Below are 19,077 nucleotides of genomic sequence, written 5' to 3'. Positions count from 1 at the left end.
GTTGAAAGGCGCTTGTGTAGCTGTCTGGCTAGAGGAGGCGTTCATGCATGTAACTCCAGAAAGATATCTTCCAGATTTAGGTGTTCTACCCGGATCTGTGCCTGCAACTGTTGCTGTAATGCGTGGAGATCTGCATCATGCCAATGGGTTACCGTGACAATGGCCGTTTTACCTTGGTGTACCTCGCGAAGCGTGTTGGATATAGTTAGTGGCTGAGGCAACGTAGTTTCTGCCACTATATGTAAGCGAACAACACTCTCTTTGAGCGTGTCTAATTCTCCTTGCCAAAACAGCGTTTTATGCTTTAACAGCCACACTTTATTTGCCACCCGCTCCATATCAGTAACAATATGCGAAGAAAAAATAATAGCGGTTTGCTGATCGACGGCAATATTGATTAATTCGGCTAAAAATTGCCGTCTGGCGATTGGATCTAAGCTCGCCACCGGTTCATCCAATATCAGTAACTGTGGTCTATGGCATAGTGCCAAAATGATGGAAAGTTTTTGGCGCTGCCCCAGTGAGAGCTTACTAATTTTCGTGATTAACGGGATCTCCCAGCTTTGACAAAGCCTGTTACAGAGATCTTGATCCCAATTGGGTTGAAAGCGGGCAAACATAGCCAAATGCTCATAAGGGTTGATTTGTTCCAGCAATTCATCTTGTTGTGGTACAAAGCCAATGCGTTGTTTCTCAACCGAATCAATGTCGCAGCTGGGTGTGCCAAATAACCGAACTTCGCCGTCTTCAGGCAAAGCAAAACCGAGAATCGTTTCTAGGAGGGTGGTTTTACCTGCGCCGTTTTTACCGAGTAAAGCAATGACATCTCCTTGCTCAATACTGGCAGTAATATTGGTTAAAACTGTTTTAAAATTATAGGTACGACGTAATTGTGATATTTCTACAATGGCGGGCATATCCGTATCTCCTAGCAAGCTGTATTGATACACTAATACAGTTTTTGCAATTGTGCAACACTGTTAAAGAGTAAAAAATATCTGCATAAGTTTCTGCTTAGTGTGTGCGTGTATTGTGTAATAACACGCAGCAAGGTTTTAATCGCTATGTGCTATTCAGCCAGCAATCAGCTCGGGCTGTTAGTGTTAGTATTAAAGTTTTTTGCGGCGTTCACGCGAGCGCTCTTAGCACCGTTGTTATTCAGCAAGGTGCAGCAGCCAAATAAGTTAAGGAAAAATGTATGCGTAAAATTTTAGGGTTATGTTTGTTACTGGGTTTGGCTAGCTGTAGTCAACTAGGGCAGGTCCCTTTGTATAGCGTATCTGAAGGCGAGCTAGAACATTTATTAAGCCAACAGGTGCCCAAGTTAACGCAGCAAGCCAATGTTGCCGGTATTCCGTTAAAAATGACGGTAGCAAGCATGGCGGTACAAATTGGCCCAAATAACAGTGAAGTGGTGCGTATAAATACTGCAGCGAATGCTGCGCTTAGTTTATTTGGCTTAACCTATCCAGCCAACATACAGCTAAGTGTAGAAGGGGTCCCTTATTACGATGCGACGCAAAAAGCTGTTTTTGTCCGTTCGGTTAAATTACTGAATTCATCCATCGAAGCGTCAGGTTATCGCGGTAATCTTACGCCGGTAACCAACGAATTACTGCAATTGGTCAATCAATTTCTAGCAACGAATCCCGTTTATCGTTTAGATACTGCTGATCCCGCCGTTAAGCTGCTGGCCGCTATACCTTTAGATATGGCGATACAACAGGGAAGAATCGTTTTTTCGCCTGCAAAAGGGGCACGCTAAAGATTATTTATATAATTCTTTTATACTATTTTTTCGTGGTGGTTTTTTTGTGATTAAGCCAGTAAGCCTGACGCGTCGCTGGCTTGCTAGCGGTCATTTTTTTAAATTGAACTGAACTTGCAGCTTTCGTTATTTGGCACAATACTTTAAATATAATTACTATTTTAAAGAACTTGTGTGTGCCGTATTTATTGCTGTTCTGCTGTTTGCTTGCCTTATTTTCTATTCCAGCTTCGTCAGAGCCAGTTGCCGCTCAGGTTAAGGCTAAAACTGTCTACAGTCGTTTTATTACGTTAAACGCTTTTGGTAAAACACCCCAGCTTGCCACGGTAATGACGCAGGATAAAAACGGTTTTTTATGGGTAGGCACCCAAAATGGTCTTTATCGTTATGATGGCACGGAAACGCTAGAATTTAACGCCGATCCTGCAAGGGCTGGCGCACTCTCTGCTGGTTGGGTGTCAGCGCTGGCTGTTGATCCTGCGGGTTGGTTATGGGTTGGCACGCGCTATGGTGGGTTAAATCGTTACGATCCCGCTACTGAACAATTTACGCGTTTTGATCTTCCCGCTTCTGCCAGTATGCAATCAGCAGAAATCTCCGCTTTAACCTTCGATGCTGCTGGTAATTTATGGGTTGCTACTTATGGTGCAGGATTATTTCAATTTACTAACGAACAATGGGTTGCTGAATCGTTGCCGGCTGATTTGGATAATATAGCCGTCAATTTTATTAATGATATTTATTTTGATCCGCAAGGCGGCGCTTGGTTGGCATTAGGTGATGCGCCCATTCGATCTATGGGACAACGGCAAGGTGGCGTCTTGTATCGGCCGGCGCGTGAGACACACTGGCAGCTAATACCTTTTAATACGGCTGAATCTATTGCCATTTCAGCAACGCGAATAAGAGTCACTGCGGCTAATAACGTGCTGGTCAGTACCTATGGACAGGGGCTGTTTGAGTTAGCGGCTTCAGGGCGCTATTTTACAGCTGCCGCACAGCCGATCGCATTACAAAACGCAGCATTAACCGATATAACGTTAGATAGTGAACAGAATCTCTGGTTGAGTAATTACAGTACCGATGCTGCCGGTGGGCTTTGGTATCTTGGGCATGACGGCGAATGGCGGCATTATCCTTTTGCCAGTGAATTTACCGAAGGCTTAGCCAGAGCAGATTTAATGGGGCTTTTTACCGATCGGCAAGGTATTGTTTGGACCATAAGCCAGTCTGGTGTAAGAGGCTTAAGTCGTTTTGCTAAGGCTGTTAAAACAGTGCCTCCTGGGGTGTTACAAAAAGATCTGCTACCTGCAGCGAATGTGTTAGGTATTGATGCGGTATCTGCAAGCCAAGTCTGGTTGGCTAACCGTGAAGCTGGAGTGGTGTTATTTAATCCTGAAACCTCTGCGCTACGGCATTGGCCTTTTCCGGAGAGTTTGCCGCAGTTAAGCTCTGCCCAAGCAGTTAAACAAGATGCAACACAACAGTTGTGGGTGGGAACCAACGAAGGACTGTTCTTATTAAATAGTGAGCAAGATCATTGGCAGCTTTTTCCTTTAAATATGCAGGTTGAGCCCTTTGTAAATGTGCTTTATTTGGATCGACAGCAAAATTTATGGGTGGGTACGCGTGGTCAAGGGTTATTCCAGATCTCGGCTGATCGTCGCAAAGTTAGTCACTATCATCAAAATAATGCTGTTTTGCCGCCATTACGTTTTGGTGATGTGAATGCCATTTTTGAAGACCAGCAGGGTGCGATCTGGCTCGGCTCTGTTGATCAAGGTGTTGCTCGACTCGATGTTCAGCAAAACCAATTTCATTATTGGGTGCAGCATGCGGGCAGCCAGCATGGCTTGCAAATGAATGGAGTGCAGCTAATTATCGAAGATGAACAGCATAATTTATGGTTAAGAGCAGGCAATGTTGATCATCGGGTGGTGTTTTCTGATGCAATAACAGATAAACCGATTTTTCTCCCATATTTGCAACCTGAACCAACGGATAAATTGTTTCAGCAAGCAGAGGTTTTTCGGTTACTTTATCGTTTACATTGGCTACCAGAGCAAGAAACCTATCTGCAACTAAATGAAGCCCATGGTATGCAAAGTATTACTTGGATTGGTTCTTGGGATGTGCAGCAAGATGTGATTTATCGTGGTGGCGCAAAGGGGTTTGACTATTTTTCGATTGCCGATTTACCGCGTAAAGTGGCACTTAACCCCGTACAACTGACCGGACTATCCCTGTTTAATCAGCCGGTACGCCCCGGTAGTACCGTGCTGCCTAAAGCTTTAGCCTATGCCAGCGAACTGCAACTTGACTATGCTCAAGATATGTTTAGTTTGCGTTTTGCCTCGCCGGAATTTAAACAATCACAACTGATTCAGTATCGTTATCGGTTAAATGGCTTTGATCGAGATTGGATCCAAAGTTCTGCGCAAAGCCCTATGGCAACATACACGCGTTTGCCACCTGGTGATTATCTGTTTGAGGTTTCTGCCAGTTTACCCGGTGGCCAGTGGTTACCAAGTACGTCTTTACTGATCAACGTTCAGCCGCCTTTTTGGCTGACGTGGTGGTTCAGGCTGACTTTAGTTGCATCCATCCTCTTGTTAATCATGCTATTACTGCGTTGGAAGTTACAGCAAGAATACAAAGTACGGCACAAGCTAGAGCGGTTAGTAGCGCAACGTACTACCGAATTAGCAGAGCAAAATAATGCTTTGGCTAAGTCGTATCAGCAACTACAACAAACGCAGCAGCAGCTTATTACCCAGGAAAAAATGGCGTCGCTAGGTGGGTTGGTGGCAGGCATAGCGCACGAAATTAATACCCCTTTAGGAATTTGTGTAACGGCCAGTAGCCATCTGCAGGTTGAGCAAAAAAAGCTGGTGGAGGCTTATCAACAACGCACTTTACAACACCGACAGTTCGAACACTTTTTGCAGCATTTGACCGATGGCTTGAAAATTCTACAAGATAATACGTTAAGAGCCGCTGAGCTAATTAATAGTTTTAAACAGGTGTCGGTTGATCAGAGTAGCGATACTTATCGCGAGTTTGATTTAGCGAACTATCTACATGACGTTATCTTATCGTTAAGCGCCAGACTAAAAAAACAGAATTGTGAATTACAGCTAGATTGCCCAGCCAATTTGACCATGTTTTCTGATCCCGGTGCTATTGCCCAAATTATTACAAACTTGGTGATCAATGCCTTAATGCATGGTTTGGCGGAGCAGCCAACGCCTGTTATTCGCTTATCAGTAAGTTTAGAACCGGATGATCACTTGCTTATCCACTTTTCAGATAATGGTATTGGCATGTCAGAACAGCACTTGCGTCAGTTGTTTGATCCTTTCTTTACCACTAAGCGTCATCAAGGTGGCAGTGGTTTAGGGGCGCATATTGTGTTTAATTTGGTTACAGTGAGATTAAAAGGGGATATAAACGTCACGAGTGAACTTGCACAGGGGGTGCATTACCGTATTCGTTTGCCTCGAATAGTCAGTAGCAAATTAAAAAATCGGGGAGCCTAAGCTCCCCGTCAATGCAGGACAAATTTCACAACGACCAGAACATCCGTTTCTGAGCCAAGGCCCAATCTCAATCCCTCGACAGAAATTACTATACACGGCTTTTTGGTAAATGCAAATGATTATCGTTAATAATTTATAATTTTGTTTATTTAACTCCATTTGCGATCTTTAAGATAAATGTAATACTTAAAAAAACAGGTTGAGGCTACTGGATATGCAGTCAGGATTGTTCCTAAAGTTGCTAACCGTCATGTTGTTAAATGCTTGGTTAAGCTTAACGCCAGTGTTGGCTAAAGAGAGCTTGCCAAGTGTTGGGCGTATGCTGCATTTGGCTGATCTGTTATCCTTTTCACAGCATGCCACCACCACCGTACAAGATCATAATGGCTTTTATTGGTTAGGGTCACAGCATGGTCTCTACCGCTATGACGGTAATGAATTAAAATATTTTCGCGCCATTCCTGATCAACCTGATAGCCTTTCTGCTGATTGGATCACCACGCTTTTAGTTGACCAGCAAGGCGCTGTTTGGGTTGGTACTCGCTATGCGGGATTAAACCGCTTTAATCCAGATACTGAGCGTTTTGAGCGCATAAAAGCTGCGGAAGGCTTAGATGCTAGTCGCTTAAATATTGCCAAAGTTTATCAAGATGCTGTAGGAACAATTTGGATCTCAGCCTACGGCGAAGGTTTATTAGTATGGTCAGATGCTCAGCAACAACTGCTACCAGCCGGCTTACCTAAATACATCGATGGTATTGATACTACCTTTATCACCGATATTCTGCGTAGCGACGAACACACTTTATGGCTTACAGTGGGTGATGGTCCTTTACGTAGCAAAGGGCAAGCTGTAGGTGGTTTAATAAAATGGCAGTTAGCAGAACAACAAGGACAAGGCTGGCATCAAGCTAATAGTCAATTTGCGGTTGAGTCGGCCACCGTATTGCATACTTTAGGTTCAGATATTCTAATTGGTACTTATCAGCATGGGCTGTGGTTATTACCTGCTGGTGCTACTGACCCTGAAATTTTTGTACAACCTGCAGAGCTTGCCGCAACACAAATTACCGGTATTGTACAAGACACCTCAGGTGTACTTTGGGTCAGTACTTCGGGTAAGGGCTTATGGCAAAAAGCACCTGATAGCGACCAGTGGCGCAACTATTTAGCTCATCCAGAAATAACCTTTAGTCTACGCAGTAATTCGCTGCACCATATCTATCTTGATCAACAAAACGCCCTATGGTTAGTAACACCCTCTGGTTTTTCTGTATTTGGTGAACTGGCTAGGCAGGTACAAGCAGTACCTACAGCGTCAAGTTCGCAATGGTTGCCTGGCCCGAATGTGCTGGGTATTTCTGTGCAAAATAAAGCGGCGGTTTGGTTAGCTAACCGTGAAGCTGGGGTAGTGCTTTATAATCAATTGACCGGTCAATTACGTCATTTTCCTTTACCCGAGCTACCAGATGGTCCAACACTTGCGCGAGCGATTCATGCTGAAGCTGAGCGTGTTTGGGTGGGTACAGATCGGGGTTTATATTTGTTAGATCCGCTAACCGGTCAATGGCAATTAAATCAGCAGTTACCGGAGCCTTTGCGTAGGACCAGTGTAGGCGTAATACTACAGGATAAATACCAGCGACTTTGGTTAGGCACTCGTGGAGCGGGTTTAATGCTGTTGGGTAAAGAACGCCAATTCGTTAAACACTTTTCTTTGAATACCGAGACAGTATTACCTTTTAATAGCGTGTCTACACTGTTATTTGATTCAAACGATAATCTTTGGGTAGGTTCACCAGATAGTGGTTTATGGCGTTACCATGAGCCTTCGGGTACAACCCAGCACTGGTTACAAACCGATACTAGCCAGCATGGTTTATTGTTTAATGGCATTCAGATGTTGTACGAAGAAAATAATGATATTTGGATCCGAGCCGGCAATATTAACCATCGTTGGTTAGTCGAGCAGACTGCGGCTGGTGCCGACTTTCTGTCTTACCAGCCGCTTCAAGCCGATGCCAAGCTCGCTGCCGCGACCTGGTTTAGGCTGTTATACCGGCAACTTTGGCTTAAAGACGCAGATACCATGATTGAATTAGGGCATTTGCACGGTATGCAAGAAACCACATGGATTGGTGCTTGGACCACTTATAACGGCTGGCTTTATCGTGGCGGTAGCCAAGGTTTAGATATTTATCGTCCAGATCGTTTGACTAAGAATTTCCAAGTGCCACAAGTTCAGTTAACGTCTTTTGCTTTGTTTAATCAACAAGTTGCACCAGGTTCGGCGTTATTGCCAAAAGCAATTAACCGTTTGTCTGAACTGCAATTAGCTTATGCTGAAGATGTTTTTAGTGTCAGTTTCGCCGCCACAGATCTGTTTTTAAGCTCGCAATTAGAGTATCGCTATCGTTTGCAAGGTTTTGATCGTGATTGGCTGCAGGTCACTAATCAGCAACGGTTAGCTACCTATACTCGCATTCCGCCAGGAGACTATATCTTTGAAGTTGCAGTTAGAGTGCGACAAGGCGATTGGCAACCTACCGCTTCCCTTAGCATCAGTATTATGCCGCCATGGTGGATGACTTGGTGGTTTAGAGCTTGCATGTTGTTGTTATGTATTATAGCGATCTGGGGTTGGTTGCACCTAAAAAGTCGCACTGAGCGGCAACTTCGTTGGCAATTGCAACGGCAGGTAGCAGAACGAACGCAAGCACTGAAAGAAAAACATGATGCCTTAGAAGCTTCAAATAAAGATTTGATGCTTTTACAACAAATTGGCCGCGAAATTACCGGCTCGCTCGATCTTAATCATGTGCTAACCCGTTGCCATATGATGTTGGGCGAATTTATCGATGTGCATGTCATGATTATTGGCCTTTACCGGCAACAAACTAACGAACTTGAATTTGTGTTTTGGCAAGAGGGGCAAGATAACGAAGAGAGCTTCAGCATTGCTGCTAATAACGAAAAAACGCCCGCTGCGCTGTGTTTTATGCGGCAGGAAGAAATTATTGTTAATGAACATGCTGATTTTGCAAAGTACTTCAATGCTTTACCTGAACCATTATGCGGGCAGGCGGTAGAGTCTGTGGTGTATATTCCTTTGATGCTCAATCAACAAGTGGTCGGTGTGTTCTCCGTCCAAAGCCCGCAACCCTATGCTTACAATGCGTCGCAACTAAGTTTATTACGCACCTTGTCCAGCTACATTGCGATTGCCGTAGTGAATGCGGATACCTTTACCCGTTTACAACAAACCCAGCAGCAATTGGTTATTCAAGAGAAAATGGCTTCGCTTGGGGGGTTGGTTGCTGGCGTTGCGCACGAAATTAATACCCCTTTGGGTATTTGTGTAACGGCTACGAGTTATTTAAAAGCCGAATACGAGCAAGTACAACAGGCCTTTGATGCAAAAACCTTACAACAATCCCAGTTTAGTAAGTTTCTACAACAGCTAGCGGAAGGATTAAAAATTTTAGAGGTCAATACCGAGCGCGCAGCAACCCTAGTGCAAAGCTTTAAAAAGGTATCTGTTGATCAAACCGCCAATGAAGCCAGAGAAATCGAACTTGCAGGGTATTTAGACGATGTGATGTTATCGTTACTGCCGCAATTAAAGAAGATCAATTGCCAATTTGAACTGCAGTGTCCGAAAGACATTTACTGGTTTACTGACGCGGGTGCTGTAGCGCAAATTATCACGAATTTAGTATTAAACAGTGTAAAACACGCCTTTGCAGAGCAAGCTGAACCTAAAATTAGTTTGCATTTTAGCCAGCAAGGGCGACAGTTGCAGTGTGATTATTATGATAATGGTTGCGGTATGTCGTCAGAATCGCTTGGTCGCTTATTTGAACCTTTTTATACCACTAAGCGTTCCTCTGGCGGTACAGGCTTGGGCGCCCATATTGTCTTTAATCTGGTTACGGCGCGCTTAAAAGGTCAAATTACGGTACGCAGCGCCGCGAATGAAGGGCTACATTATCGAATGACTTTCCCATTGTAGGCTTGCTAAAAACTTTCTTTTCGCTAAAATATCTTTCAAATCGAAACTTTTGGTGAAAGATGAATAAACGTAACACTCAGCAGCGCCGTCATTTGATCGTCACCCAATTGCAGCAACAGGGTGAAGTGACTGTAGAGCAGTTAGCTGAGCAGTTTCAAACCTCCGAAGTGACTATTCGTAAAGATCTTACCGTATTAGAAACTGCAGGCTTATTGCTACGCCGCTACGGTGGCGCGGTACCGGTACCGCAAGACTTTGTCTCTGAAAGTAGTTTAGAAAAAGTTTCAGAACGAAAGTTAGCTATTGCTAAGGCGGCAGCTAGCCTTATTAAAGATCATTATCGCATTATTATTGATAGCGGCCGCACTACGGCGGCCTTATTACCAGAATTGGCCAGTAAGCGCGGCTTAGTGGTAATGACCAACTCTTTAGCGATCGCCAATGCGCTTCGCGAGTTGGAAAATGAACCCACCTTATTGATGACCGGTGGCACCTGGGATCCGCAATCCGAGGCGTTTCAGGGCCAGCTAGCCGAGCAAATGTTGCGCAATTACGATTTCGACCAGCTGTTTATCGGTGCCGATGGTATCGACTTAACGCGTGGCACCACTACCTATAACGAGCTATATAGCTTAAGCAGAGTGATGGCGGAAGTGGCGCGCGAAGTTATCGTGATGCTCGAATCCGACAAGCTGGGGCGAAAAATTCATAATTTGGAGCTACCTTGGTCGATGGTAAAAGTATTAGTCACCGACACCGGCCTGTCAGTTGAGGCTGCTAAACAAATTGAGCAACAAGGCGTCACGGTGATCAGGGTACAGTTTTAATTAATCCGAACGCGTTAAGGTCAGTACCTTAAGCATTGTAAAGGCGAGTTGCCGCTAGCAGGCAAACGCCCGATAACCTTTATCTTATTCGTTTATTGGAGAAACACTATGTGTGGCATTGTTGGTGCGGTAGCGCAAAGGGATGTGGTGGATATTTTAGTCGAGGGCTTACGTCGGTTAGAGTATCGCGGTTATGACTCAGCGGGTGTGGCTGTAGTGAATAACAGTGGCGAGCTGCAGCGGGTACGTCGCTTAGGTAAAGTGAAAGAGTTGGCCGATGCGGTTGCCGCGCAGCCGGTGCCGGGCGGTACTGGTATTGCCCATACGCGCTGGGCGACCCACGGCGAACCGAGTGAGCGCAATGCGCACCCACATGTATCTGGCAAGATCACCGTGGTACATAATGGCATTATCGAAAACCATGGTCCGTTACGTGACGCCTTAAAAGCCAAAGGTTATGTATTTAATTCTGATACCGACACCGAAGTAATTGCCCACTTGGTCGAAGAAGAGCTAAAAAGCACCGGTTCATTATTGGCCGCGGTACAAAGTGCCGTAAAACAATTTACTGGCGCCTATGGCACAGTATTAATGGATAAAACCGATCCGTCGCATTTAGTGGTCGCGCGCTCGGGTAGCCCACTGGTGATCGGCTTTGGTATTGGCGAAAACTTTATTGCCTCGGATCAGCTTGCGTTACTGCCCGTTACCCGCCGCTTTATGTTTTTAGAAGAAGGTGATGTGGCGGAAATTACCCGCCACAGTGTCACGGTATATGACAAAAATGGTCTGCAAGTTGAGCGAGCCATTACCGAGTCTAACGCCAGTTATGATGCCGGCGATAAAGGCCAATACCGCCACTTTATGTTAAAAGAAATCTACGAGCAGCCGTCAGCCATTAACAATACGCTGGAAGGCCGTTTAAGCAGCGACAGCGTGCTGGATGAAACCTTTGGTAACGGCGCGGCGGAGCTGTTTCAAAAAGTAAAACATGTGCAAATTGTCGCCTGCGGTACTTCGTATCACTCAGGTATGGTAGCGCGTTACTGGTTAGAGTCTTTAGGTGGTATTTCTTGTAATGTGGAAATAGCCTCAGAATTCCGTTACCGCAAATCCTTTGTGCAGCCGAATAGCCTGTTAGTCAGCATTTCGCAGTCTGGCGAAACCGCCGACACCCTAGCAGCACTGCGGATGGCAAAAGAAGCGGGTTATTTGGGCAGCTTAACCATTTGTAACGTTGCCGGCTCGTCTTTAGTGCGCGAATCGGATCTGGCCTTTATGACCCGTGCTGGCGCCGAGATTGGCGTAGCCTCGACTAAAGCCTTTACGACACAATTAGTCGGCTTAGCCATGTTGACGCTGGCCATTGGTAAATACAATGGCTTAACTGCGGCACAGCAACAAGAAATGGTCACGGCGCTAAAATCGTTACCGGCTAAGCTGGAAGAAACCTTAACGCTGGCCAGCAGCATTGAAACCTTGGCCGAAGAGTTTGCCGACAAGCATCACTCGCTGTTTTTAGGCCGTGGCGATCAATACCCGATCGCGATGGAAGGCGCCTTAAAGCTCAAAGAAATTTCGTATATTCATGCCGAAGCATACGCCGCGGGCGAGTTAAAACACGGCCCGTTGGCGCTAATTGATGCCGATATGCCGATTATCGTGGTTGCACCTAACAATGAGCTGTTGGAAAAACTGCAATCTAACGTCGAAGAAGTGCGCGCCCGCGGCGGTATTTTATATGTGTTCGCCGATATCGACGCTCACTTTAAATCCGACGCTACCCAGCGTGTAGTAAACGTTCCGCACGTACACCCGCTGATCGCACCGATTATCTATACCATCCCACTGCAGTTATTAAGCTACTACGTGGCGATAATTAAAGGCACGGATGTGGATCAGCCTAGAAATCTCGCGAAAAGCGTGACGGTAGAATAATCTACTATATTGTTGTTAAAGAAATTTCTCGTAATGTGAGTATGAGAAATGAGCTGCACTAAAAGTCCAGTTGTGCTGATAAACAAGCCAACTGGACTTTTTTATTAATATTCATTGCTGAAACAGTAATCCTTTGCCTTCATTTAATCTTATATTCAAGGCGCCAGCCCCCGAGCCAAGCGCGGCACGACATGATGCAGATAGGTCAGGAAATTTGCGGCGTGTTCGGCAGAGGCCAGTGAAGTTTTCCAAACGGCTTCGATTTCCAAGTATATTTCTGTTCCTTCAGCATCCACTAAAGGGCAGGCATGCGCGCTGTTGCGAATATGGTTGGCGGGGATAATAGCATTACCCAAACCAAGGTCGACCCAATCTTCCAAAGCGCTGTAGCTCATTGCTCGGCCGGGGTAAATATCCAGAGCAAGCTTGGCATTCTCAAATAAGTTTAGGGTGATAGTGGCAAGTCCACATAGGTCTTGCGTCATTAGGAGACGGTGCTGGCTGGCGGTAGCAAGCGTGATACCTGATGTTGTGGCAGAGGTTTCTCCTTGGGTGCAAAGCATCAGACGATCTTTTAGTAGCTTAAGGTGTTTGCGAGATCGCGCTTTTTTAAAGCCAGTTCCGATCACTATATCAAGTTGTCCAGCTTCGAAACGCTGTTCAAGATCAGAAACCCCAGACTCGAATAATAATAGATGAACATCACTATATTCTGTTCTAAAAGGATCGAGCAAAAGCGCCACGCGCCTAGCGTCAACAAGAGGTGTAAAGCCAATCCGTAACTCAGAACGGGCTGTTGCCGTCAATGCATTGGTTTCGTTTTGAAGCGCTGATACGGTGCGCAAGATGTCATGAATGCGGGGTAACAGTCGCGTTCCCGAGCTTGAAAGCTCAAGCTGGCGACCTCCCCGGATAAACAGAGTTGTACCAAGTACAGCTTCTAGTTCTGCCACGGCTGAAGACACTGTGGGTTGAGATACACCACATTCTCGCGCTGCCGCGCTGAATGATTTTAAGCGGGCAGCCGCTGCTGCGTAAGTAAGTGAGGTTAGGCTATACATATAGTTTTATCCTATGGGTCTATATGAAGTATAAGAGTTATCTTTGATTCATTCAATGCATATACTGGTTGTTAGTTGTTGCCGTTTAACCACCCATGAGGAATGAAGATGAGATACGCACAGATTTTCCGTTATGTCCTGACGTTGAATGAGGATGAATATCAGGAGCGCTGGATGAAGCCTTATGCCGAAGCGATCGCCGCAGTGCCAGGTTTAATCCGCAAAACCTGGATGGCCGATTTTGAGACTGGGACTTTTGCCAGTGTCTATATTTGGCAAGACAAGGCGTCGATGGATGCATTTATGGCTTTACCAGCTATTGCGAAGGTTGCGGCAGAGCCTTTCTTAAAGGATTTGACTATCACTGTGCTACCTGTGCACGAAGAAGCGTCGGCGATAACACGAGGCTAATCCTAGCCGAAGCAGAGGATGCAACCGCTTTTAAGGGTTGCATCGCCAAGTCGCCACTGATTTCACTTGCTAAGACAAGGCCGTTTTTGGCGGAAAAACGATATCGTACACCCAATGATAGCAGTAGCCATACACCAGATAGTATTGATCACGCCACTACTTAAACAAGTAATTCCACCACGTTGCGAGCAGTGGCATCATGACAGCAAGCCAGCCAAGTTGAAATAGATTTGGATACTGCAACAGTATCGACAACTGATATTAAATGCCTGCCGATAAAGGCTGAAGGCACGAGTTTATTACCTATGCAGCTTGAACCTTGGCATGATAAGGCCTATTACTTTTAAGTAATTCAACCCAACAAATGAAAATGATTATCAATTAGATTGACAGTTTGGGTCTTTTGCGTACAATTGTGATGTTATAACGTTTTTGTCATTTACCATCATCAGCAAAGGACTTTCTTATGCAAAAAAATATTCATCCTGAGTATCGCCCTGTGTTATTCCATGATTTATCAGCGGACACCCATTTTTTAGTTGGGTCGACCATCAAAACCAACAGAACCCAGCAGTGGACTGATGGCAATACCTATCCTTATGTTGCGCTCGATATCTCCAGTGCCTCGCATCCGTTTTACACCGGCAAACAAAAAGTGTCACAAACCGAAGGGCGCGTTGCGGCCTTTAGTAAGAAATTTGGTGCGTTAACCAAAGCCAGTCGTAATTAAGGAGCAAGTGATGAAGGTATTATCATCGTTAAAGTCGGCCAAAGAGCGGCATCCAGATTGCCAAATTGTGCGCCGGCGCGGTAAGGTTTTTGTGATTTGTAAATCGAATCCGCGTTTTAAAGCCCGCCAGCGCTAAGGCAAGAGTCATTGCTCATGCAAATAAGAACTGTTATCATCTGTGCCGTTTCTGATTAGTTGCATGAGTGGCGGTATTTCCTTTTTAAACCTTGGCGCAGCGGATGGGAGATACCATAGATAGAATACAAAAATTGACAATCTTTGTATTCTATCCCAGAATAATTTGCATAACTGCCTATTTGATGAGGTTATTATGCATGTATCCCTTACTGCCGAGTTAGAGTCTCGCATTAAAGCCAAAGTTGAAAGCGGCCTTTACAACAATGCCAGTGAAGTGATCCGCGAAGCATTGCGTTTCATGGAGACTCACGAAGACTGGATTCACGAAGTGAAAATGGCTCGCCTGCGGGAACAGTTAAAAGCCGGCACCGATCAGCTGGACCGTGGCGAGGGCATAGCCATTGAATCAAAAGCTGCGCTGGATTCATTGTTTGACGATATCAAGGCCTGAGGTATATGCCCGCACGTCGGCTTATTATCGCTCCTGCCGCCAAAACCGATCTAAAAGACATCTACCAGTTCGGACTTCGTCAATGGGGGCAAGCTCAATCCGACAGTTATCTGGATAATCTTAAAGCTCATTTTTGGTATCTAACTGAACAACCTTTGATGGGCATAGATCGCTCCGAGCTGCTGCCCGGTGTTAGAAGTTTGCCTACTGAAAATCATACCTTGTTTTACAGAGTCACTGCGGAAACGGTGGAAATTATTCGTGTACTTCATAGCCGACAAGACCCGCAGCGGCACTTGAACAAATGAACGACGCAATCTCGGTACTTTAGTGCCAAGTGTTCAGATCGTCAAAGGCTATCTCTGGCTCTGGCCGTCAGAATGACGCCGTGCTCAGACTTCTGGCGTAGTAAACCCCGCTAACCACACCTTTAACAAAGCATTAAGCTGTTGTTGCTGCTCGCTAGTTAAGTTGCCCATTAGGCGTTGCTGCAAGGCGATATGCTCGGGCAGTACTTGCTCAATCAGGGCTTTGCCTTGCTCGGTAAGGCTAACATGCACTGCACGCCGATCTTCAGTGCAATGACGACGCTGTATTAGCGCTCGTTGTTCTAGCTTATCGAGCCGAGTGCTCATGGCGCCAGAGCTTAGTAGCATACTTTGATAAAGCTGCGACGGTGATAAGGAATACGGCTCACCGGCGCGTCTTAGGGTCGCTAGTACATCAAATTCCCCTTGTTTTAGCCCGTGCTGCTCGTAGCAATGTAAAAAGGCCAGATCGAGCGTTTTATTTAAGCGCGCAAAGCGGCCAAGTAACTGCATGGCCAGCAGTTCATCGGTAATCCCTTGGCGTTGCCATTGCACGGTGATCTGATCTAAATCGTCATTCATGGTAGTTGTTACTCGTTGTCTTGCAAGATGCACGGCCAGCACCTCGCAGGGCTAACAGCGCGGTACTCTGCCAGCGTGGGCGTCGCTAAGTGTGGTGATCTGCTTTACAGCTTAACCAACAACAGGCAAAATATAAATATCTTTATGTAAAGATACTTTTTAAAAAGATTCTTTAAGGGTGTTTATGTCTGTTTCCTCTTCCCGCGCTAAGCGACCTGCTGCTAGTTTAGCGGCTAACGCCAGCTTAGCCCCTGTGGTACAAACTACTTCGGCTAATATGGCAACTGACGCTGCGGCGCTGCCTGGGCAATCGCGCCCTGCCAATGCCTTAAGCGCTGCACAGCTGCTATGTTTACTGGCGATAGTGCTAGTGGCATTAAACCTGCGACCTGCTTTGGCGGCCATTGGGCCTTTATTGCAGGCGATTCAGGGCGATATTAGCCTTAGCTTTAGTGCGGCGTCCTTGTTGACCACCTTACCGGTGTTAGCCATGGGCTTATTGAGCTTTGTCGGTTTTCGGTTGGCCGCGCCACTGGGGTTAGAGCGCACTGTTGCGCTAGCCTTAGTGATGTTGGCACTAGCAACAGCGCTGCGTTTTTGGGTACCGAATGCCAGCTGGTTAATTAGCACTGCTTTGTTAGCCGGCGTAGCCATTGCCATGATCCAAACTTTATTGCCAGCCATTATCAAAGCGCACTTTGCTGAGAAAACGCCGCTGATTATGGGCTTTTATGTGACGGCCATCATGTCGGGTGCGGCCATTGCGGCGATGAGTACGCCACTAATGGCCAGCAGTTTAAGCTGGCGGATGAGCTTGGGCAGTTGGGTGTTATTGGCTGTATTCGCGCTGCTGATTTGGTGTTGGCAATTAAAAGCACCTAAAGCCGCCAGTCAGGCTGAAGCGCCAGCACCGGCGATGTCGTTTTGGCGCAGTAAGCGTAGTTGGCAATTGGCGGTATTTTTTGCGCTAGGCACTAGTTGTTATGTCTCGGTACTGGCTTGGCTGGCACCTTATGCCATAGAGCAAGGCTTAACTGCTAAACAAGCCGGTTTGCTGCTGGGGTTTTTAACCAGCTGCGAAGTGGTCGCGGGCTTATTCTTCCCGTGGTTAGCTATGCGCAGTCGTGATAAGCGCCAAGTCATTGCCATACTTTGCCTGCTGCAATTAGTGGGGTTTAGTGGTTTAGCCTTATTGCCCGATACTGCCTTATTGCTGTGGGTGGCGATGATCGGCTTAGGTATTGGTGGGATTTTTCCGCTGGCCATTATTATTACCATGGATCATGTCGATAACCCGCTACAAGCTGGGCGCTTAACCGCCTTTGTGCAAGGTATTGGTTATATTATGGCGGCTTTTACCCCGTGGATCGCTGGTGGGCTGCGCGACAGCTTGCAAAGTTTTACCCTGGCTTGGTTGTTACTGGCGGCCAGCAGTGTGCTGGCGCTTTACTTAGGCACAAAATTTAGTGTTGCCAGTTATCGCCAGCACTTTGCGGTCACATCGCCAGCTTAACAGCTGGCGTTAATACAATCACGGCCATCCGCTTTGGCGCGGTATAACGCCGTGTCGGCGGCACATAGCAGCGCCATGCTAGTCCGAAACTGGCCATTAATCTCGCTGGCGATACCTTGGCTAACGGTAATACCCACTGAAGCCGGTAAACCAGCATCGGTAAACTTTAATTGCCGTACTACATGTTGCACGTCTCTGGCCACGGCTAAGGCGTTAATTTCATTATAGTGCGGTAAAATTAATGCAAATTCTTCACCGCCATAGCGTGCTGCAAGTTGGGCGTCTAGCGGCATGGCTTGTAGAATAGCCCGTGCTACTTTGCGTAGGCAGGCATCGCCCTGAATATGGCCATAGCTGTCGTTAAACTGCTTAAAATAATCGATATCAATAATAATCACACTTAAAGGGCTGCGTGCTGCCGTGCACTGTCGCCAGTTTTGCAGCAGTTGTTCGTCAAAACTGCGCCGGTTGGCTAAGCCCGTTAGGGCATCGGTCGCGGCTTGCCGTTTTAGCTGCTCAAATTCGGCTTTTTGCCGCGTAAGATCGCGTAAAATAAGCACGAGCCGCGCTTGTGGTTCCGGTAAAAACGACACCGATAACTCAATATCCTTTAGATCACCATTAGCGCAATGCACCACCATCTCAGAAGGACCTGCTTGCAGCGACAGCACCTGTTTGGCAACAATTTTGACCAGCCCCTGATATTGCTGTATGCAACGATCATGTAAAAAGTTCGACCAAGACTCGCCAATCAGCGGCCGATCGATACTGTTTAACAGCAAGGCTGCTTTGGCATTAGCACACTCTATTACCCCCTCGGCATTCACCACCAACACCGCCTCTGCGAGGTACTGAATAAACCGGCTAATATCAAAATCCGCACTGGGTTCATGGCGAGTATTGACTAAGCCATGGTTATCATCATTTAAGGCGACAGGGTGTAAGGTATTCTTAAAAGGGGCAGCGCTCATCTTGTTATCCCGCGTTAGTGAGTTTTGTTATGACTCACTATAAAGCCTTGCTAGCGCTAGAACCTTTCGGTAACCTTACTTTTTAAGTTGCTGATTTTGTTTGATAATATTTTAATTTATCTAGAAGGGTAAGGTAGGCTGCAGCACTAATTAGCCGCCATCTGCGTAAGGGGTAAGCGTTCATCGCCAGTTAAATTGTCTGTTGCCTGGCTGCCAAAGGCGGTTAGCAGGCAGCAGCTAAGTAAGGTTTTGTTAAATGCCATAGCGCAGGTTTTCCTGTTTGTTGGTTTTGTAAGCACCTTGTAGGTTTTGGTGGTGCCGGGCGCTTATGCGCAACTATGTGGTAAGCCGCAAGTGGGGCCTTGTGTTTGGTAAAGGTGGCGTTAACGTATTACAAAGAAAAGCCCCAGTTGGGGCTTAATAATAAGTTTTAGCTTGCAGTATCAGTTTTATTAATCTGGCTCATTGATTACTTCAGGGTCAGGGCTTAGTACTAGTAGTGTATTGGTGCTATTACTTAATACAAACTGGAACTTGGTAGTACCTGCTGAGCGGTCAGCATCCAATAACTGCAAATACCGGCCATCGCTACTTACGGTAACGGCATCAATAATGCCATCAAAGGGAGTAGTAAAACCGGCACCGATAAATTTTAAGCCTTTACCGGTATTATCAACTAACTTATAGGTAATGGTACTGGCTTCGGTAACGGTAATATCGCCGCTGGGCAGTGGCTCACCGCTGGCGCTTTGGTAACTAAATACCGGCTCGCCTTGTTCCAGGTTGACAACAACGTTAATCATGGGAGATGCAGTAAGTGGCATAGTA

At 46.2% G+C, this 19,077-nt stretch carries 16 protein-coding genes; 11 read left to right on the top strand and 5 right to left on the bottom strand.

What is annotated here, in order from left to right; all coding sequences use genetic code 11:
- Nucleotides 1-41: 41 nt before the first annotated feature.
- On the bottom strand, nucleotides 42-917 hold the full coding sequence (locus tag ACO1PK_RS06875) for an ABC transporter ATP-binding protein (protein ID WP_423187934.1): 876 nt from the start codon (nucleotides 915-917) through the stop codon (nucleotides 42-44).
- A gap of 281 nt (nucleotides 918-1,198) precedes the next feature.
- Between ACO1PK_RS06875 and ACO1PK_RS06870 the strand changes: the two genes are divergently transcribed.
- The 5 genes from ACO1PK_RS06870 to glmS all read left to right on the top strand — a co-directional run bounded on the left by ACO1PK_RS06870 (nucleotide 1,199) and on the right by glmS (nucleotide 12,084).
- Nucleotides 1,199-1,765, top strand: coding sequence for a DUF1439 domain-containing protein (locus ACO1PK_RS06870; RefSeq protein WP_423187933.1), 567 nt, complete (start codon nucleotides 1,199-1,201; stop codon nucleotides 1,763-1,765).
- Nucleotides 1,766-1,944: 179 nt separating this feature from the next.
- A complete protein-coding gene (locus ACO1PK_RS06865) occupies nucleotides 1,945-5,307 on the top strand; it encodes a sensor histidine kinase (protein WP_423187932.1) in 3,363 nt (1,120 codons plus the stop codon).
- Nucleotides 5,308-5,521: 214 nt separating this feature from the next.
- The gene (locus ACO1PK_RS06860) at nucleotides 5,522-9,319 is read left to right on the top strand and encodes a two-component regulator propeller domain-containing protein (protein WP_423187931.1); all 3,798 of its coding nucleotides are present in this window, start codon (nucleotides 5,522-5,524) and stop codon (nucleotides 9,317-9,319) included.
- Nucleotides 9,320-9,378: 59 nt separating this feature from the next.
- Nucleotides 9,379-10,146, top strand: coding sequence for a DeoR/GlpR family DNA-binding transcription regulator (locus tag ACO1PK_RS06855; RefSeq protein WP_423187930.1), 768 nt, complete (start codon nucleotides 9,379-9,381; stop codon nucleotides 10,144-10,146).
- Between the two features lie 108 nt (nucleotides 10,147-10,254).
- The gene (gene glmS / locus ACO1PK_RS06850; protein WP_423187929.1) at nucleotides 10,255-12,084 is read left to right on the top strand and encodes a glutamine--fructose-6-phosphate transaminase (isomerizing); all 1,830 of its coding nucleotides are present in this window, start codon (nucleotides 10,255-10,257) and stop codon (nucleotides 12,082-12,084) included.
- Nucleotides 12,085-12,239: 155 nt separating this feature from the next.
- Here the strand turns inward: glmS and ACO1PK_RS06845 are convergent, their stop codons facing one another.
- Nucleotides 12,240-13,145: a LysR family transcriptional regulator gene (locus ACO1PK_RS06845; RefSeq protein WP_423187928.1), complete on the bottom strand. Its 906-nt coding sequence runs from the start codon at nucleotides 13,143-13,145 to the stop codon at nucleotides 12,240-12,242.
- Between the two features lie 108 nt (nucleotides 13,146-13,253).
- Here ACO1PK_RS06845 and ACO1PK_RS06840 point away from each other — a divergent pair, with 108 nt between their 5' ends.
- The 5 genes from ACO1PK_RS06840 to ACO1PK_RS06820 all read left to right on the top strand — a co-directional run bounded on the left by ACO1PK_RS06840 (nucleotide 13,254) and on the right by ACO1PK_RS06820 (nucleotide 15,183).
- Nucleotides 13,254-13,556 carry a YdhR family protein gene (locus tag ACO1PK_RS06840; protein ID WP_423187927.1) on the top strand — a complete coding sequence of 101 codons (303 nt, stop codon included), beginning with the start codon at nucleotides 13,254-13,256 and terminating at the stop codon, nucleotides 13,554-13,556.
- A 466-nt stretch (nucleotides 13,557-14,022) separates the two neighbouring features.
- Complete coding sequence (locus ACO1PK_RS06835; RefSeq protein WP_423187926.1) at nucleotides 14,023-14,286, top strand: type B 50S ribosomal protein L31; 264 nt, start codon at nucleotides 14,023-14,025, stop codon at nucleotides 14,284-14,286.
- A 10-nt stretch (nucleotides 14,287-14,296) separates the two neighbouring features.
- On the top strand, nucleotides 14,297-14,422 hold the full coding sequence (gene ykgO / locus ACO1PK_RS06830; protein WP_423187925.1) for a type B 50S ribosomal protein L36: 126 nt from the start codon (nucleotides 14,297-14,299) through the stop codon (nucleotides 14,420-14,422).
- Nucleotides 14,423-14,617: 195 nt separating this feature from the next.
- Nucleotides 14,618-14,875 carry a type II toxin-antitoxin system ParD family antitoxin gene (locus ACO1PK_RS06825; RefSeq protein WP_423187924.1) on the top strand — a complete coding sequence of 86 codons (258 nt, stop codon included), beginning with the start codon at nucleotides 14,618-14,620 and terminating at the stop codon, nucleotides 14,873-14,875.
- Nucleotides 14,876-14,880: 5 nt separating this feature from the next.
- Entirely contained in the window at nucleotides 14,881-15,183 is a 303-nt protein-coding gene (locus ACO1PK_RS06820; RefSeq protein WP_423187923.1) for a type II toxin-antitoxin system RelE/ParE family toxin, read from the top strand.
- An 84-nt stretch (nucleotides 15,184-15,267) separates the two neighbouring features.
- On the opposite strand, the gene ACO1PK_RS06815 is transcribed toward ACO1PK_RS06820, so the two are convergent.
- Entirely contained in the window at nucleotides 15,268-15,798 is a 531-nt protein-coding gene (locus tag ACO1PK_RS06815) for a MarR family winged helix-turn-helix transcriptional regulator (protein WP_423187922.1), read from the bottom strand.
- A gap of 151 nt (nucleotides 15,799-15,949) precedes the next feature.
- Between ACO1PK_RS06815 and ACO1PK_RS06810 the strand changes: the two genes are divergently transcribed.
- Nucleotides 15,950-17,278 (top strand): cyanate transporter, encoded by a 1,329-nt coding sequence (locus ACO1PK_RS06810; RefSeq protein WP_423187921.1) that lies wholly within the window; start codon nucleotides 15,950-15,952, stop codon nucleotides 17,276-17,278.
- Here the strand turns inward: ACO1PK_RS06810 and ACO1PK_RS06805 are convergent.
- Together ACO1PK_RS06805 and ACO1PK_RS06800 are read right to left on the bottom strand one after the other, a co-directional pair.
- A complete protein-coding gene (locus ACO1PK_RS06805) occupies nucleotides 17,275-18,249 on the bottom strand; it encodes a diguanylate cyclase (protein WP_423187920.1) in 975 nt (324 codons plus the stop codon). The genes ACO1PK_RS06810 and ACO1PK_RS06805 overlap by 4 nt on opposite strands.
- Nucleotides 18,250-18,701: 452 nt before the next feature.
- Nucleotides 18,702-19,073 (bottom strand): DP-EP family protein, encoded by a 372-nt coding sequence (locus ACO1PK_RS06800; protein WP_423187919.1) that lies wholly within the window; start codon nucleotides 19,071-19,073, stop codon nucleotides 18,702-18,704.
- Nucleotides 19,074-19,077: the final 4 nt, after the last annotated feature.

This window comes from Alishewanella sp. d11 (assembly GCF_049390205.1).
GTDB lineage: Bacteria > Pseudomonadota > Gammaproteobacteria > Enterobacterales > Alteromonadaceae > Alishewanella.
The sequence above is the reverse complement of the archived record's forward strand: the minus strand, read 5'-3'. Positions and strand labels throughout refer to the sequence as shown.